This is a genomic window from Mycobacterium sp. OTB74 (genome assembly GCF_029892685.1).
Taxonomy (GTDB): Bacteria; Actinomycetota; Actinomycetes; order Mycobacteriales; family Mycobacteriaceae; genus Mycobacterium.
Genome location: NZ_JARXVD010000002.1, coordinates 159,009 through 175,784 on the forward strand (window position 1 = coordinate 159,009; position 16,776 = coordinate 175,784).

General features: G+C 64.7%; 18 protein-coding genes. 10 read left to right on the plus strand and 8 right to left on the minus strand.

Features of this window, described 5'->3' with window-relative positions; all coding sequences use genetic code 11:
- Window position 1: 1 nt before the first annotated feature.
- From M2432_RS03925 to M2432_RS03945, 5 genes are all read right to left on the minus strand, one after another.
- Window positions 2–1,228, minus strand: a complete 1,227-nt coding sequence (locus M2432_RS03925) for a hypothetical protein (protein WP_280825450.1) — start codon at window positions 1,226–1,228, stop codon at window positions 2–4.
- Window positions 1,218–1,661 carry a carboxymuconolactone decarboxylase family protein gene (locus M2432_RS03930; RefSeq protein ID WP_280825451.1) on the minus strand — a complete coding sequence of 148 codons (444 nt, stop codon included), beginning with the start codon at window positions 1,659–1,661 and terminating at the stop codon, window positions 1,218–1,220. The genes M2432_RS03925 and M2432_RS03930 overlap by 11 nt, the downstream gene beginning before the upstream one ends.
- A gap of 17 nt (window positions 1,662–1,678) precedes the next feature.
- Window positions 1,679–2,530, minus strand: a complete 852-nt coding sequence (locus M2432_RS03935) for an NAD(P)-dependent oxidoreductase (RefSeq protein ID WP_280825452.1) — start codon at window positions 2,528–2,530, stop codon at window positions 1,679–1,681.
- Entirely contained in the window at window positions 2,527–3,276 is a 750-nt protein-coding gene (locus M2432_RS03940) for an SDR family oxidoreductase (protein WP_280825453.1), read from the minus strand. The genes M2432_RS03935 and M2432_RS03940 overlap by 4 nt, the downstream gene beginning before the upstream one ends.
- A 100-nt stretch (window positions 3,277–3,376) precedes the next feature.
- Entirely contained in the window at window positions 3,377–4,846 is a 1,470-nt protein-coding gene (locus tag M2432_RS03945; RefSeq protein WP_280825454.1) for an aldehyde dehydrogenase, read from the minus strand.
- A 210-nt stretch (window positions 4,847–5,056) separates the two neighbouring features.
- Here M2432_RS03945 and M2432_RS03950 point away from each other — a divergent pair, with 210 nt between their 5' ends.
- The 9 genes from M2432_RS03950 (at window position 5,057) to M2432_RS03990 (ending at window position 12,596) form a co-directional block, all read left to right on the plus strand.
- Window positions 5,057–5,704, plus strand: coding sequence for a TetR/AcrR family transcriptional regulator (locus M2432_RS03950; RefSeq protein WP_280825455.1), 648 nt, complete (start codon window positions 5,057–5,059; stop codon window positions 5,702–5,704).
- Complete coding sequence (locus M2432_RS03955) at window positions 5,701–6,933, plus strand: cytochrome P450 (RefSeq protein WP_280825456.1); 1,233 nt, start codon at window positions 5,701–5,703, stop codon at window positions 6,931–6,933. Before M2432_RS03950 ends, M2432_RS03955 begins: the two co-directional genes overlap by 4 nt.
- Window positions 6,934–6,986: 53 nt before the next feature.
- Complete coding sequence (locus M2432_RS03960) at window positions 6,987–7,841, plus strand: SDR family oxidoreductase (RefSeq protein WP_280825457.1); 855 nt, start codon at window positions 6,987–6,989, stop codon at window positions 7,839–7,841.
- Complete coding sequence (locus tag M2432_RS03965) at window positions 7,838–9,229, plus strand: cytochrome P450 (protein WP_280825458.1); 1,392 nt, start codon at window positions 7,838–7,840, stop codon at window positions 9,227–9,229. The genes M2432_RS03960 and M2432_RS03965 overlap by 4 nt, the downstream gene beginning before the upstream one ends.
- Window position 9,230: 1 nt before the next feature.
- Window positions 9,231–9,452, plus strand: coding sequence for a ferredoxin (locus M2432_RS03970; protein ID WP_280825459.1), 222 nt, complete (start codon window positions 9,231–9,233; stop codon window positions 9,450–9,452).
- Window positions 9,453–9,468: 16 nt separating this feature from the next.
- Window positions 9,469–10,032: a nuclear transport factor 2 family protein gene (locus M2432_RS03975; protein ID WP_280825460.1), complete on the plus strand. Its 564-nt coding sequence runs from the start codon at window positions 9,469–9,471 to the stop codon at window positions 10,030–10,032.
- Between the two features lie 77 nt (window positions 10,033–10,109).
- On the plus strand, window positions 10,110–11,243 hold the full coding sequence (locus tag M2432_RS03980; RefSeq protein WP_280825461.1) for an NDMA-dependent alcohol dehydrogenase: 1,134 nt from the start codon (window positions 10,110–10,112) through the stop codon (window positions 11,241–11,243).
- Window positions 11,244–11,332: 89 nt separating this feature from the next.
- Entirely contained in the window at window positions 11,333–11,746 is a 414-nt protein-coding gene (locus M2432_RS03985; RefSeq protein WP_280825462.1) for a ketosteroid isomerase family protein, read from the plus strand.
- 4 nt (window positions 11,747–11,750) lie between these two features.
- Window positions 11,751–12,596, plus strand: a complete 846-nt coding sequence (locus M2432_RS03990; protein WP_280825463.1) for an SDR family oxidoreductase — start codon at window positions 11,751–11,753, stop codon at window positions 12,594–12,596.
- Between the two features lie 47 nt (window positions 12,597–12,643).
- Here M2432_RS03990 and M2432_RS03995 read toward each other — a convergent pair whose 3' ends face one another.
- Window positions 12,644–13,831: a bifunctional glycosyltransferase family 2/GtrA family protein gene (locus tag M2432_RS03995; protein WP_280825738.1), complete on the minus strand. Its 1,188-nt coding sequence runs from the start codon at window positions 13,829–13,831 to the stop codon at window positions 12,644–12,646.
- Between the two features lie 182 nt (window positions 13,832–14,013).
- On the opposite strand from M2432_RS03995, the gene M2432_RS04000 reads away from it, so the two are divergent.
- Entirely contained in the window at window positions 14,014–14,409 is a 396-nt protein-coding gene (locus tag M2432_RS04000; RefSeq protein WP_280825464.1) for an HIT family protein, read from the plus strand.
- On the opposite strand, the gene M2432_RS04005 is transcribed toward M2432_RS04000, so the two are convergent.
- Both M2432_RS04005 and M2432_RS04010 read right to left on the minus strand, forming a co-directional pair.
- Window positions 14,365–15,834, minus strand: coding sequence for a HAMP domain-containing sensor histidine kinase (locus M2432_RS04005; RefSeq protein WP_280825465.1), 1,470 nt, complete (start codon window positions 15,832–15,834; stop codon window positions 14,365–14,367). The two genes, M2432_RS04000 and M2432_RS04005, sit on opposite strands and share 45 nt — an antisense overlap.
- 136 nt (window positions 15,835–15,970) lie before the next feature.
- Window positions 15,971–16,690 (minus strand): response regulator transcription factor, encoded by a 720-nt coding sequence (locus M2432_RS04010; protein ID WP_280825466.1) that lies wholly within the window; start codon window positions 16,688–16,690, stop codon window positions 15,971–15,973.
- Between the last annotated feature and the right edge of the window lie 86 nt (window positions 16,691–16,776).

The window sequence follows — 16,776 nt, forward strand, 5'->3', positions numbered from 1 at the left end:
GTCAGACCACCGTCAGCGGCAACGACTTTCGTTCCTCGAAGACCCACGACGCGCCGGCGCTGATCTTGCACACCGCGACCTCGCCCAGCTCCTTTGCCGGGGTGTCGGTTTCGACGAAACGGACGGTCCAGTCCGTGGCGTCACCGGAGACCTCAGCCCGCAGCAGCGGGTTGACACCGGCCGCAATGGCCTGCAACGGCAGGTCCGACACCGGGGATACCAGGTTGATCCAGGCGTCGTCCTCATGGGCCGGCGACGGGTGGACGTGCGCCGAGTCCGACGAGAAGTCAACGGACACATAGGCTGCCGGGTTCAGCAACGGATGTAGTTCCAGGACCCGCAATGCGCCTGCGGCATCGGCAGGCAGACCGAGTGCGTTACGGATTCGCTCGGCTGCCACACCCGCGATACCGGTCAGCGACTTGGTCCGAATCGAGCGTTCCAGTTCCGCATCGCCCTTGCAGCGCAACCGAACCGCCAGGGTGAAGGACAGCATCAGCAGGTGCATCTGCAGGCACACCTCGTCGGCGATGCGCACCAGCGCGGAGTGCGAGAAAGCGGCGAAGTCGAAGTCGCTCATCAGCGCACCGGAATAGTCGGCCTGCCCCTCATCGGACGGGTCGATCGCATCGAGCACACAGTTGTAGGCGTGGGTGGCGCCCACGACGTCCAGCTGCGGAATGAACCCGACCTCCGGGTACGACTCGTCGATGATGACGGTCCATGCGCAGTGCGGGCTGCGATCCGCCGGCACCCGCGGCGGCCGGTGAATGGGCCGCACCTGGCAGCGCCGGTTGGTAGCCAGCGCCGTCGCATCGAAGGTCGGATCCTCGATGTCATGGCACATTCCACGCACGTAATCAGGACCCATGGGCTCCACGTCGAGCAACGCACCGCAATGGTCGAGGTGGAACTCGCCGTGCCAACGGTCGTGCACGGTGTAGCGGAAGTCCATGAACTGCGGCGGCGCGCCGATGTCGAGCTGCAGGCCCTTGAAGATCGTGATGACGTCCACGCCTTCGTACTTCAGCGCCTTCTGCATCCGCTTGGTGTACAGCGGGCTGGAGCCGGCCCACTCCTCGATGGCGATCTGCAGCATCTCTTCGCGGCCGAATTCGGCTATGCACCAGGCCATTCCGGAGCGATCGATGAGCTGGCCGATCAGCAGCAGCTCCGGCACCAGAGTCGCCAGCTCGGTGCGCGAAAGCGAGGCGTACCTACTTGTCATCGAGGTTGCTTCCGGTGTTCATCCTGACAGCCGCGTTGACGTTGGCCTTCCGGTCCTCGGCGAGGCCCTTCTCAGCCGCCTTGCGACGCTTGGCCACCACCTTGGACACGGTGCCGTTGAACGCAGAACCAAGCGGGAAGCCGAGGTACTGGGTCAGGAAGATCCCGATGTCCTTGAGCTCGTCCTCGGTGAACTCCCCGTTGAGCAACGCAGCGTTGACCTGGATTTCCGCGAGGTCCTGCGAGCCGACTGCAGTAACGCAGGTCAACGTCATCAGCCGCTTCTCACGCATGCTCAATCCGGGCTTGGACCAGATGGTGCCGAAGAGATGATCCACGGTGAGGTCGAAGTACGGGTCGCCCTCGATGTTGGGCATCTCCCAGCCGTAGACCTCGTTCATCTTCGCCAGGCCCTTGGCGCGCAACTCGTCCATGTGTTGTCTCCTGCCCGTTATTCCGGCTTGTGGGGTACGCCGAGCCCCTCGGCGAGGTTGGCCAGTGCGATCTCGGCCAGCGGCAGGTCCACGCCGGTCGCCTCGCCGAGTCCGAGCGCCAACCGAAGATCCTTCTCGGCCAACCCACGGGTGTGAATGAACATGTTGTACAGAAAGTGGTCGGGGGTCAGCGGTTTGGTGTCGTCACGGGCCATGATCGCGCCCGGTCCGCCACTTTGTGCATCACTGTGCCGCACCACCCGCCCCAGCTTCTGCAGGTCGATACCCGCTGCCTCAGCCAGCTTCTGGGTCTCACACGCGGCAGCGAATCCGATGAAGGTGAGCATGTTGCGCGCCACCTTCATGCGAGTTCCCGCACCGGGCTCGCCGGCCCGGACCACCATGGACGCCCACTGCTTGAACACCGGCTTGACCGTCTCGTAGGCGTCGTCGTCGGCGCCGACCATGACGGCCAGCTCGCCCTTCTCGGCGGCGCCGGCGCCGCCGCTGACCGGAGCATCGACAATGCGGATTCCCTTGGGACGCACTTGCTCTGCCAACTCCGCGGCTGTGTCCGGCTCGATGGTGGAATGGATGGCGATCACCGTGCCGGGCTGGGCATGCTCGGCCAGCTCTCCCACCACCTCCCGCACCTGCGCGTCATTGAGCACGGTCACACTGATCACGTCGGCCTTGGCGACATCGGCGACGCTGTCGGCCAAGGTGGCGCCCAGTTCGGCCAGCGGCGTCATGGCCTCGGTACGCACATCGAAAACGATTACGCCGCCGGGCCATTCGACCAGCCGCTTGGCCATGGGCGCACCCTGGTTGCCCAGACCGATGTAACCGAGTTTGATCTGGTCGCTCATGATCGGATGATCTGTCCGCCGTCGACATTGAAGATCTGCCCGGTGATCCACTTGGCCTCGTCGGACAGCAGGAACAGGCACATGCCCACCAGGTCCTCCGGCTGGCCCATGCGGGACAACGGGATTCCCTTGACGATGTCGGCGACCATCTCGGCCGGCGTGGTGGTGCGGTTGGCCTCGGTGTCGATGGGGCCCGGGGCGATGGCATTTATCCGGATGTTCTGGCCGCCGAGTTCGCGGGACAGCTGCTGGGTCAGGCCGTTGACGCCGACCTTGGCCAGGCCGTAGTAGTTGGCGTAAAGCCAAGCGGCGGTGGAGGACTGGTTGACGATCGAGCCGCCGCCACGCTTGGCCATCTTGCGGTAGACCGCGCGGGTGCACACCAGCGCGCCGTCGAGGTTCACGCTCATGAACTTCTTGTAGTAGTCCCAGTCGACGGTCAGCAGGAAGTCCAGCTTCATGCCACCGAAGATCGCAGCGTTGTTGACCAGGTAGTCAATGCCGCCGAACTCTGCAAGCGTTTGGGCAGCCATGTCTTTGGCCGAGTCGATGTCGGACACGTCGACCCGCACCGCGAGCGCGTTGCCGCCTTCTGCCTTGATGCCGGCGGCGACCTTCTCGGCGCCTTCAACGTTGATGTCGGCGACCACGACCGCGGCGCCCTCCCGGGCCAGCGCTTCGGCGTAGGCCTGGCCGATGCCACCGCCCGCGCCGGTCACAATCCCGACTTTGTTCTCAAACCTCATGATTCCCTTCCCGCCGAATGGCCAGTTATTGCACGGTTTTCGCGAATTTACGTCTGATAATCCCCCGCAAGCGGGAGGTGCCCCCAGGCTGATTCGGCCGTTAGGTGGCCAGCGTGGCGATGCACTTGGTCTCCAGGTACTCCTCGAACCCGGCCACGCCCATCTCCCGGCCGTTGCCGGACTGCTTGTAGCCGCCGAACGGGGCGTCGGCGGAATACCAGATGCCGCCGTTGACGTTCACGGTGCCGACCCGCATCCGGGCGGCGATACCCGCGGCGCGCTCCGGATCGGACGAGAAGACCGTGCCGGACAGGCCGTACGGCGAGTCGTTGGCGATGCGGACCGCGTCGTCGTCACCGTCGTGGGCGATGACGGTGAGCACCGGGCCGAAGATCTCCTCGCGCGCAACTCGCGCCGAATTGTCCAGTCCGGCAATCACAGTCGGCTCGATATAAAAACCGCGAGCCGCGTCCGCTGGACGTCCGCCACCGCAGGCGAAGCTGCCGCCCTCTTGGAGGGCCAGGTCCAGGTAGCTCTGCACGCGGTCGCGCTGGCGAGCCGAGATAACCGGGCCGCAGACCGTGCGAGGGCTGTTCGGATCGCCTGGCTTGATGCCGCCCATGGTTCCCGCAGCAGCGGCTACTGCTTCGTCGTACTTCGCGCGTGGCACCACCAGACGCGTGGTGATGGCGCAACCCTGGCCGGCATGCATGGCAGCGGTGAACGCGGCCATGGCACAGGCGCCGTTCAGGTCGGCGTCGTCGAGCACCAGGAACGCCGACTTACCGCCGAGTTCGAGGAACACCTTCTTGATGGTCACGGCGGCGTCGGTCATCACCGCGCGGCCGGTGACGGTGGAGCCGGTGAACGAAACCATGTCCACCCCAGGGTCTTTCGACAACAGGGCGCCGACACCGTGGTCGCTGGAGGTGATGATGTTGACCACGCCGGCGGGGAAATCGGTGTGCTCGGCGATCAGCTCACCCAGGACAGCCGCAACCCACGGGGTGTCGGGCGCGGGCTTGAGGATCAAGGTGTTGCCCGCGGCCAGGGCCGGGCCGACCTTGGCGAGGTTGATCTGATGCGGGAAGTTCCACGGGGTGATGGCACCGACGACACCAACGGCCTCACGCGCGATCACTCGATTGGTCGGAATGCCCTGCGGGGTGGCGTGTCCCAGGTCGGTGGTCCACTGGTAGTTCTCCGCCGTATCGGCGGCGAAGCTCAAATCCTCTACCGGGCCATCCAATTGGGCGCCGGCGGTGAGCATCCGGGGTGCACCGACCTCGGCAATGGTCAACTCGCGCAGTTCTTCCGAATGGTCGCGCATGGCCTGCTGCAGCTGACGCAAGCAGCGCACCCGTAGCTCCACATTGGTGGACCAGTCTGTTTCGTCGAAAGCCCGGCGCGCGGCACCGATCGCCGCTCCCATGTCTTCGAGGGTCGCGTCGGCCGCAACACCGAGGGTCTCCTCGGTCGCCGGATTGATGGTCGGGAACGTGCCTCCCGAACCCGCAACCAGTTTGCCGTCGATGAGAAGGCGGCTTTCACGATCAGCCAGCAAGGCCATCTAACACTCCTGCTCTCTGGACGGGGTCCAGCAATGTATTTGAACTGGACAACTGTCCGACTCCGTTCAGTCGAACCATAGCCCCACGCCGTGGCGAGTGGCAAGGGCCGGAACTCATCGCGCCGATTGTTTAACCCATACATTGCGGTTGAACAGGCATTTTTCAACACAATCTTGCCTACCAGCCAAACGATCGGCTAATTTGGACATGTGTCCAGCGATGCAGTGCTCGCGATCACAGACGACAGTGATCCCAGTGAGCCGACCCGCAACCGTCGACAGGAAGAGACGTTCCGCAAAGTCTTGGTCGCCGGCCGGGAGATGCTGCGCGAGTCGTCGTACGCCGACCTGACAGTGCGCGCCGTGGCCGCACGCGCCAAAGTCGCGCCGGCCACCGCGTATACCTACTTCTCGTCGAAGAACCACCTGATCGCCGAGGTCTATCTGGACATGGTCAAGCGGGTGCCGTACTTCACCGACGTCAACCAGCCCATGGTCAGCCGAGTTCAGCAGGCACTGCGAAGCCTGGCCCTCGTCGTCGCCGACGAACCCGAGGTCGCCGCAGCCTGCACCGCCGCCTTGCTGTCCGGCAACGATGAGACCGTCCGCAAAGTGCGCGACCGTATCGGCGGCGAGATTCACCGCCGCATCCGCTCTGCGGTCGGCCCCGACGTCGACCCTCGCATCACGTCAGCCCTCGAGATGACCTACTTCGGCGCACTGGTCAACGCCGGCAGCGGCGCCTACACCTACCACCAGATCGCCGATCGCCTGTCTTATGCGGTGGGCCTCATCTTGAGCAGCACCGCCGGAGACTCCGCTGAGTCAGCCGGAAACAACCTGGGAGACAACACATGACGACCGACACCGGCCAGCCCCCGTCGCTTCGCTCGCCCCAGGGCGAGCTGGTTCTCGATCCGTACAGTTACGACTTTCACGAGGACCCGTACCCGTACTACCGGCGACTGCGCGACGAGGCGCCGCTTTACCGCAACGACACCCTGAACTTCTGGGCGCTGTCCCGGCACAAGGATGTGCTGCAGGGCTTCCGCAACAGCACCTCGCTGTCCAACAAGCACGGCGTTTCCCTGGACCCGATCTCCCGCAACGACGAAGCCCACCGGGTGATGTCCTTCCTGGCCCTTGACGATCCGGCTCATCTGCGGCTGCGCACCCTGGTGTCCAAGGGCTTCACCCCGCGGCGCATCCGCGAGCTGGAAGGCCGGGTCACCGAGATCGCGGTCCAGCATCTTGATCAGGCGTTGCAGAACAACAGCTTTGACTACGTCGACGACTTTGCCGGCAAGCTTCCGATGGACGTCATCAGCGAGCTGATGGGTGTGCCGGAAGAAGACCGGGTGCGCATCCGCGCCCTGGCCGACGGTGTCATGCACCGCGAGGACGGCGTCGCCGACGTCCCCCAATCAGCCATCGCGGCGTCCGGTGAATTGCTGGTGTACTACGCCGACATGGTCAAGCAGCGCCGCAAGGCACAGACCGACGACCTCACCTCGGCTCTGGTGGAGGCCGAGATCGACGGCGACAAGCTCACCGACGACGAGATCATGGCCTTCCTGTTCCTCATGGTGGTGGCCGGCAACGAGACCACCACCAAACTGCTTGCCAACGCGGCATATTGGGGCTTCAAGAACCCCGATCAGCTGGCGCCGGTGTTCGATGATCACGAGCTCATTCCGCTGTGGGTCGAGGAGACCCTGCGCTATGACACCTCCAGCCAGCTGCTGGCGCGTGCCGTGGTCGAGGACCTGACGTTCTACGACACCACCATCCCCGCCGGGGACGTGCTGGTGCTGCTGGCCGGTTCGGCCAACCGCGACGAGCGCGCTTTCGAGAACCCCGACGAGTACCGGATCGGCCGCGACATCGGTTCCAAGCTGGTGAGTTTCGGCAGTGGCGCGCACTTCTGCCTGGGCGCGCACCTGGCCCGGATGGAGGCCCGCGTGGCGCTGACCGAGTTGTTCAAACGTATCCGTGGCTACGAGGTGGATGAGGCGGGCGCCGTCCGCGTCCACTCCAGCAGCGTCCGTGGTTTCGCCCACCTTCCGATCACCGTCCAGACCCGCTGATCCCAGCACAAAACCTGTTGAGACCCGCCAAAACCCCTGAGAGGCAACCCTAAATGGCCCGTTTCGAACCCCTTCCCGCCCGCCGGCCGGCCATCGTGGCCGGAGCGTCGTCGGGTATCGGCGCCGCCACCGCACTCGAGCTGGCCCGCCACGGTTTCCCGGTAGCGCTCGGCGCCCGCCGGGTGGAGAAGTGCCAGGAACTCGTCGAGCAGATCACCGCCGAAGGCGGCGAAGCCATTGCGCTTCCGCTGGATGTGACCGACCCCGAATCGGTGTCCAAGTTCGTCGCCGATGCCACCGCCACCCTGGGCGACATCGAGGTGCTGGTCGCCGGTGCCGGTGACACCAACTTCGGCAAGCTGCACGAAATGAGCACCGAGGACTTCACCGAGCAGCTTCAGATCCATCTGGTCGGCGCCAACCGGATGGCGACCGCAGTCGTCGAGGGCATGGTGGCGCGCCGGCGCGGCGACCTGATCTTCGTCGGCTCCGATGTGGCACTACGTCAGCGTCCGCACATGGGTGCCTATGGTGCGGCGAAGGCCGGCTTGGTGGCCATGGTGACCAACTTCCAGATGGAGTTGGAAGGCACCGGGGTGCGGGCCTCGATCGTGCACCCCGGCCCCACTATGACCTCCATGGGCTGGAGCCTGCCGGCCGAGAAAATCGGCCCCGCCCTTGAAGATTGGGCCAAGTGGGGTCAGGCCCGGCACGACTACTTCCTGCGTGCCGCCGACCTGGCGCGCGCCATCACCTTCGTCGCCGAGACGCCGCGCGGCGGCTACATCGCCAACATGGAGCTTCAGCCCGAGGCTCCGCTCGCCACCACCAAAGACCGCCAGAAGCTCGCGCTTGGCGAGGACGGCATGCCGGAACCCGCGGACGCGAGGAGCAAGGAGAACAAATGACGACAACCTCAGAGGTACAGCGCGTTTCAGGTGGCGAGGAGGAGCACGGCCACCTGGAAGAGTTCCGTACTGACCCGATCGGCCTGATGCAGCGCATCCGCGACGAATGCGGCGATGTGGGCTGGTTCCAGCTGGCCGGCAAGCAGGTGGTGCTGCTGAGCGGCGCCGAGGCCAACGAATTCTTCTTCCGTTCCAGCGACAGTGAACTCAACCAGGCCGAGGCCTACCCGTTCATGACGCCGATCTTCGGCGAGGGTGTGGTGTTCGATGCCGACCCGGAGCGTCGCGCGGAGATGCTGCACAACACCGCGCTGCGCGGTGAGCAGATGAAGGGGCACGCCGCGACCATCGAGCACGAAGTGCGCCGGATGATCGAAAATTGGGGTGACTCAGGTGAAATCGATCTGCTGGAGTTCTTCTCCGAGCTGACCATCTACACCTCGACCGCCTGCCTGATCGGGCCCAAGTTCCGCAATCAGCTCGACTCGCGGTTCGCGAACTACTACCACCTGCTGGAGCGCGGCACCGATCCACTCTGCTACGTGGATCCGTACCTGCCCATCGAGAGCTTCCGCATCCGAGACGAAGCCCGGGCCAACCTGGTGGAGTTGGTGCAGGAGGTCATGAACGGCCGAATTGCCAACCCGCCCACCGACAAGAGCGATCGCGACCTGCTCGACGTGCTGGTCTCGATCAAGGACGAGGAAGGCAATCCGCGCTTCTCGGCCAACGAGGTCACCGGCATGTTCATCTCACTGATGTTCGCCGGGCACCACACCAGCTCGGGCACCTCGTCGTGGACCATGATCGAGCTGCTGCGTCATCCCGACTTCTACGCCAAGGTGCAGCATGAGCTCGATGATCTCTACGCCGACGGTCAGGAGGTGAGTTTCCATGCACTGCGTCAGATTCCCAACCTGGACAACGCGCTGAAGGAGACCCTGCGCCTGCATCCGCCGCTGATCATCCTGATGCGGGTGGCCCAGGACGAGTTCGAGGTTGCCGGACACCCGATCCACAAGGGTCAGATGGTGGCCGCCTCGCCGGCGATCTCCAACCGGATCCCCGAGGACTTCCCCAACCCGGATGCCTTCGATCCGGACCGCTACGAGAAACCGCGCCAGGAGGACCTGATCAACAGGTGGACCTGGATCCCGTTCGGCGCCGGCAAGCACCGGTGCGTAGGCGCGGCGTTCGCGCAGATGCAGATCAAAGCGATCTTCTCGGTTCTGTTGCGCGAGTACGAGTTCGAGATGGCGCAGCCGGCCGAGAGCTACCAGAACGACCACTCCAAGATGGTCGTCCAACTGGCCCGTCCGGCCAAGGTGCGCTACCGGAGGCGCGCTGCGGCGGACAAGAGCGCAGCGACCGGGGAAAACGGAGCCTGACATGGGCAGCTACCGCGTCGAGGTCGATGCCGACCTGTGCCAGGGGCACGCCATGTGTTCTCTCGAAGCGCCCGACTACTTCAACGTGCCCAAGCGCGGCATCGTCGAAATTCTCGACCAGACACCGCCCGACGAGGACCGCGACCAGATCGAGCGAGCCGTCGAAATGTGCCCCACCCAGGCCCTGTTCATCCGCGAAATCACCTCTGAGACAACCGACTAACGAGAAGGACTAGACAATGACGTCATTCCCCCGCGAACAGCTCGAAGACTGGGTCGAGCGCTGGCTGCAGATCAACCGCGACGCCGAGGCCGCCGGCGACTGGCGGCCGATGGCGGACTTCTACACCGAGGACTCGACCTACGGCTGGAACATCGGCCCCAAGGAAGACGTGATGTGCATCGGCAAGGCCGAGATTCGCGACATCGCCTTGGGACTGGAGATGGAAGGCCTGGAAGGCTGGAAGTACCCGTACCAGAAGGTGATCATCGACGACAAGCAGGGCGAGGTCGTCGGCTTCTGGAAGCAGGTCGTCACCGACCCCGATGACGCCAGCGCACCCGAGCAGGAAATCTACGGTATCGGCGGCAGCTGGTTCCGGCTGGCGGATGTCGACGGGGAACCGAAGATCGCCTGGCAGCGGGACTTCTTCGACTTCGGTCACGTGCAGAAGCTCTACCTGGACCTGATGACCAACGGAAAGCTGTCCAAAGGCATGCAGGCGCGCATCGAGCGCAGCCTGGCCGGCGAGAAACTGCCGGGTTACTACCCGCTGGGCCAGGCACCGGTACCCATCTGGTGACTCGGACCCCAAGATGGTTCATTATGTGAGCTAGGTAACTTAGGTACCGACCTTCCATCCAAGCTAAGGATTCAACGATGAAGACAAAGGGCGCCCTGATCTGGGAGTTCAACCAGCCGTGGTCGATCGAGGAGATCGAGATCGGCGACCCCGTCAAGGACGAGGTCAAAATCCAGATGGAAGCCTCCGGTATGTGCCACTCCGATCACCACCTGGTGACCGGCGACATCCCGATGGCGGGCTTCCCGGTACTCGGTGGCCACGAGGGCGCCGGCATCGTCACCGAGGTCGGCCCCGGCGTCGACCACATCAAGCCCGGCGACCACGTGGTGCTGTCGTTCATCCCGTCCTGCGGTGAATGTCCGGCGTGTCAGGAGGGCCTGCGTAACCTGTGCGACCTGGGTGCGGGCCTACTCGGCGGCACCGCGGTGTCCGACGGCAGCTACCGCGTGCACGCCGTCAAGAACGGCCAGCCGGTCATCCCGATGACCCTGCTCGGCACCTTCAGCCCGTACATGGTGGTGCACAAGAGCTCGGTTGTGAAGATCGACCCGTCGATCCCGTTCGAGGTGGCCTGCCTCGTGGGTTGCGGTGTCACCACCGGCTACGGTTCGGCGGTTCGCAGCGCCGATGTGCGCCCCGGTGACGACGTCGTCATCGTGGGTGTCGGCGGTGTCGGCACCGGCGCGCTGCAGGGCGCGCTGAACGCCGGAGCCCGCAACGTCTTCGCGGTGGATCCCGTTGAGTTCAAACGCGACAACGCGCTCAAGTTCGGCGCCACGCACGCCTACCCCGACATCTTCAGCGCGATGGCCGGTGTCGCCGAGGTCACCCAGGGCCGGATGGCACACAAGACCATCGTCACCGTGGGCGAGCTCAAGGGCGAGGACATCGACCACTACATGAACATCACCGCCAAGGGCGGCACCGTGGTGGCCACCGCGGTCGCCAACATGGCCAGCAACGATGTCAAACTGAACCTGTCGATGCTGACGCTGCTGCAGAAGCGCCTGCAGGGCACCATCTTCGGTGGCGGCAACCCGCACCACGACATCCCGCAGCTGCTGTCGATGTACAAGGCCGGCCGGCTCAACCTGGACGACATGGTGACCCGGCAGTACAAGCTGGAGCAGATCAACGACGGCTACAAGGACATGCTGGAAGGACGCAACATCCGCGGCGTAATCCGCTACACCGACGCCGACCGCTAACCACTTGCCCGCGAAACGGTATTCCAGCAGGAAAAGGTCGAGTAACCACCTGCTGGAATACCGTTTCGGCGTATAGGAGAGGAAAACCCTTGTCCGACAATCCCGTTGTCATCGCATCGCAGACCTCGTGGCGCTGTGTGCAGACCCACGACCGCGAGGGCTGGCTGGCCCTGATGGCCGACGACATCGTCGTCGAGGACCCGATCGGCGAAGCCGTCACCAACCCCGACGGCACCGGTGTCAAAGGCAAAGAGGCACTGGCGGCCTTCTACGACAGCAACATTGGGCCCAACCAGCTGACGGTCACCTGTGAGGAGACCTTCCCGTCCAGCTCGCCCGACGAGATCGCCTACATCCTGGTGCTGTGCACCAAGTTCCCGAACGGGTTCACCGCCACGGTGCGCGGCGTGTTCACCTACAAGGTCAACGACGCCGGCCTGATCACCAACCTGCGCGGGTACTGGAACCTGGAGGCCATGAAGTTCGAAGAGGCCACAAATTAGCAGGTTGCTGTCCGGCCGCGGGGCCGTCGTTGTCGGCGGTTCCCGCGGCGTGGGCCTGGCAGTGGCCGAGTTGCTCGCCGCCCACGGCGCGGGAGTGGTGGTCAACGGACGCGATTCCGACGCGGTAAGTCAAGCCGCACAAGGAATTTCGAAGGCTGTCGGGTTCACCGGATCACCCGCCGACCCGGCCGTTGCCGATGCCTTGATCGATGCCTGCGTCACCGAGTTCGGGCAGATCGACATCCTGATCAACTGCGCGGGCACCGCCGAACCGCTCGGCTCATCGATCCTGAACGTGACCAGCGCACAGTTTCACGACTTGCTCGACGCGCACCTGAACACCACATTCGAGACCTGCCGCGCCGCGGCACCGAAGATGGTGGCCCAAGGTGGCGGATCCATCATCAACACAAGCTCTTTCGCGTTCCTCGGCGACTACGGCGGCACCGGATATCCCGCTGGCAAGGGCGCGGTCAACGGCCTCACCCTGGCCATCGCGGCCGAACTGAAAGAACACGGCGTGCGGGCCAACGTGGTGTGTCCGGGCGCCAAAACCCGGCTGTCGACGGGACCTGACTATGAGGCGCAGATCGCCGAGCTCAACCACCGTGGCCTGCTCGATGACGTCAGCATGGCCGGCGCGCTGGATGCCGCTCCCGCGGAGTATGTGGCACCGACCTACACCTACCTGGCCAGCTCACTGGCGTCCGACGTGACCGGCCGGATTTTCATCGCCGCGGGTGGGTTTGTCGGTGAATTCGCCAGGCAGACACCGGGATTCATCACCTACCGGGACCACAACCCGTCACCGCCGTGGACCGTCGAAGAACTGGCCGGACTGATCAAATAGATCGGCGCGAGTGCGCTTGGTGACATACAAGCGCAGTCTCGACGGGGCTACAAAGATTCCCTGTGCCGGTGCGCCCCGAAGACCCGGCGCAGCGCGACAAATCGGACCAGCGTGGCAACCAGGTTGGCCACCACCAGCACCGAGAGTTCGACGACGCGGTCCTTGGTCAGCCCGAAGTGGTGCAGCACCAGCAGCGATCCACTCGTGATGGCCAGGCCGAAGAAGAACACCACCAGACCTTGGATTTGATGCCGGGCCACGCCGCGTCTTCCCCGCACCCCGAAGGTGAACGCCCGGTTGGCCGTGGTGTTGGCGACCGCCGTCAGCAGCAGTGCCGACAGGTTCGCGGTCTGCGCACCCATCAGCGGGTGAAGCAGCAGGAACAGCAGCGCGTACGAGACGGTGCTGAGCACACCGACAATGGTGAACCGGACCATCTGGCCGACCATCCCGATCGGCACGCCCGGCACCAACGGTTCCCGGCCGAGGCTGGCCTGCAACTCGCGCACCGGCAACTCGCCGGTGGCCAGCGCCCGGCCCACCCGCCAGCAGCCCTTGAGATCGTCGACTGCGGTCTTGATGATGTCCACGCGGGAATCGGGATCGTCGACCCAGTCGACCGGCACCTCGTGGATGCGCAGACCGGCTCGCTCGGCGATCACCAGCAGTTCGGTGTCGAAAAACCAACCGGTATCGGCGACCAGCGGAAGCAGTCGGCGGGCAACTTCGGTACGCACCGCCTTGAACCCGCACTGAGCGTCGGAGAACTGCGCACCCATCAGCGTGCGGAGCATCAAATTGTATGAGCGCGAGATGAATTCGCGCTTCGGGCCACGCACCACCCGGGATGATGCGGCCAGCCTGGAGCCGATCGCGATGTCCGAGTGTCCGGAGATCAGCGGCGCCACCAATGGCATCAATGCGGCCAGGTCGGTGGACAGGTCGACATCCATGTAGGCCACCACTTCAGCCTGCGATGCCATCCATGCGGCGTACAACGCCCCGCCGCGGCCCTTGCGGTCCAGGTGCAGCACCTCGACGTTGTCGAATTCGGCCGCAACCTGCCGGGCTACCTCGAGGGTGCTGTCGATACTGGCGTTGTCGGCCACCGTGATTCGCGCCGGGTACGGCACTTCCGCGGCCAGGAAATCATGCAAGCGGCGAATGCAGCCAGGCAGCGCACGTTCCTCGTTGTACACGGGGATGACGATGTCGAGGACATATCCGGCGGTCAGACTCCCACCGGCTTCCGAAGTGCAATCGCGTGCAGCTACCCCTGCCGTACCAGCATCGGCGAGGTCGGTCACATCAACCACGGTGTCCGAGCAAGCTGCCACTGCTCTGCTGCGCGACTGGGAAGTTCCTGGGCGCCCTGACAGCGCACTGAGCGTGCAGCGGGCGTGGCATGCTCTTGCTCATGCCGTCCGTGTTTTCCATGATCATCAATCGAGAATTGCCGGGCCGATTCGTCTACGAGGACGACGACATTGTTGCCTTCTTGACCATCGAGCCTATGACACAGGGACATACGCTCGTCGTTCCGCGTGCCGAGGTCGACAACTGGCAGGACCTCGAACCAGAGCTCTTCAACAAGGTCATGGCGGTGTCCCAGCGCATCGGCCGAGCCGTCTGCACGGCCTTCGACGCGCCTCGGGCCGGGGTGATCATCGCCGGGCTGGAGGTGCCGCACTTGCACGTGCACGTGTTCCCGGCCCGCAATCTGTCCGACTTCGGGTTCATGCATGTCGACCGCAATCCGTCACCGGAATCACTCGACGAGGCTCAGGCCAAGATCATCGCTGCCCTCGGCTGATCCCGAGCCGCCGTCGATGATGCGCGGCAGCCTGACGGTGAACCGGCACCCGTCACCGGGTGCCGTCGTCACGGTGACGGTGCCACCGTGGGCACGCACCAGGGAGGCCACGATGGACAAGCCCAGGCCGCTGCCACCGCTGGTGCGGGCGCGAGACGAATCGGCGCGGTAGAACCGCTCGAAGATTCGCTGCGCATCTTCGCTCGACATGCCTGGCCCCTCGTCGGCCACCTCCAGCACGGCGTTGTTGCCTTCAGTGCCGACCCGCAAGGTAATGCCTGTGGCTTCTGGGGTGTGCTGCAGGGCGTTGGCCATGAGGTTGCTCAGCACCTGACGCAATCGGGCTTCGTCGCCGATGACCTCTGGGATGCCCGGCCCGTCGAACACCGTCATCGCGACTGTGCGCCGCGGCGCGATGGCCTGGGCGTCGTGGACCGCGTCGCTGGCCAGGGTCAGTAGATCGACCCGGCGCCGTTCCAGTGGCCGCTGCTGATCCATGCGGGCCAGCAGCAGCAGGTCCTCGACCAACAGGCCCATCCGACGGGCCTCGCTCTCGATCCGGCTCATCAGCATCTCGACGTCGCGTGCAGCTCCCTGCCGGTACAGCTCGGCGAACCCACGAATGGTGGTCAGCGGGGTTCGCAATTCATGGCTCGCGTCGGTGATGAAACGGCGCATCCGGTCTTCGGAGGTGCGCGCGGTGTCCGCCGACTGCTCCGAGGACGCCACCGCGTCCTGAATCTGCGCCAGCATTCCGTTGAGCGCCGACGACAATCGGCCCACCTCGGTGCGCGGGTCCCGTTCCGGAACACGACGATCGAGTTGGCCCGAGGCGATCGCCGCCGCGGTTTCCTCCACCTCTACCAGTGGACGCAGGCTCCGATGAACAACGAGATAGCCGGCGATGCCCAGCACCAGCAGCACTGCCGCTCCGATGCCGACCTGCGACCAGGCCAGCGCCCGCACGGTCGAGGACACATCCGAAAGGTCGATCGCGACGGTGGTCAGGTCGCCGCCCGGCCCGTAAACCGTCATGGCGCGCCACTTGACGTCGGAATTGTGAATGGAACCGACCGTGACCGGAACCGGTCCCACGTCGTTGCTGTCGGGCAGGGCGGGCTCGGCGTCCCGGTCGTTGACCGCCATCCAGACCCGGCCGTCAGGGTCGATGCCGCGGACGTAGAAATTCGAGGGCGGACGGGCGGGGTTCGGTCCCTCGATCGGGGCAACCGGCACCCGACGCGGGGCCTGCGCCCAACTACGCGAGGCGTCCAGCAGCGTCTGATCGACCCTGTTGATCAGGCTGTGCAGCATGATGGAGGTGACAGCAACGCCGGAAGCGAGCAGGCCACATGCGGCCAGCAGCAGCGTCGCTGCGACCAGACCCACCCGCAACGGGATGCCGCGGCTTCGCAGGCTTGTCATACCCCCATTGTTGGCGATGGTGTCCCGGATATGTCAGCTGACTCGTCTGCTCTTCGCGCAAGCGCTCAGCTCACGCTTGACTGTTCTTCGCGCAAGCGCTCAGCTCACGCTTGACTGTTCTTCGCGCAAGCGCTCATCACCGCGGCTCGCGCAGCACGTACCCGACGCCACGCAAGGTGTGCAGCAGCCGCTTCTCGCCGGTGTCGATCTTGCGACGCAGGTAGGACACGTAGGACTCGACAACGTTCACGTCACCGCCGAAGTCGTAGCGCCACACGTGGTCGAGAATCTTCGGCTTCGACAACACGGTGCCGGCATTGATGATGAAGTACCGCAGCAAGGTGAACTCGGTCGGCGAAAGGGAGACCGGTTCGCCGGCCTTCCATACCTCATGGGTGTCCTCGTCCAGTTCGATGTCGGCGAAGGTCAGTCGCGCGCTGCGCGGCTCCTCGACACCGCGCCCGGAACGCCGAAGGATGACACGCAGCCGGGCCACGACCTCTTCGAGGCTGAATGGCTTGGTGACGTAGTCGTCGCCGCCGAGTGTCAGCCCAGCAACCTTGTCCTGCAAGCTATCTCGTGCAGTGAGGAACAGGGCTGGGGCATCCACCCCGTCGGCACGCATACGGCGCAGCACGCCGAACCCGTCCATGCCGGGCATCATCACGTCCAGAATCACCGCATCGGGTTTGATCTCGCGTGCCTTGTCCAGCGCCGCCGGACCGTTGGACGCGGTGTGCACCTCGAAGCCCTGGAACTTCAGGCTCACCGAGAGCAGTTCGACGATGTTCGCCTCGTCATCAACAACCAGGACCCGCGCCTCGGGGGTCGCCTCAGGAATTGCAGCCATGGCCATATTCACATAGTCAGGGAAGGCCTTAAATTATCCCTGCCCAACCACTGTGAACATGCTGTGAGTCATTCAGCTACCTTCCAGCTTCG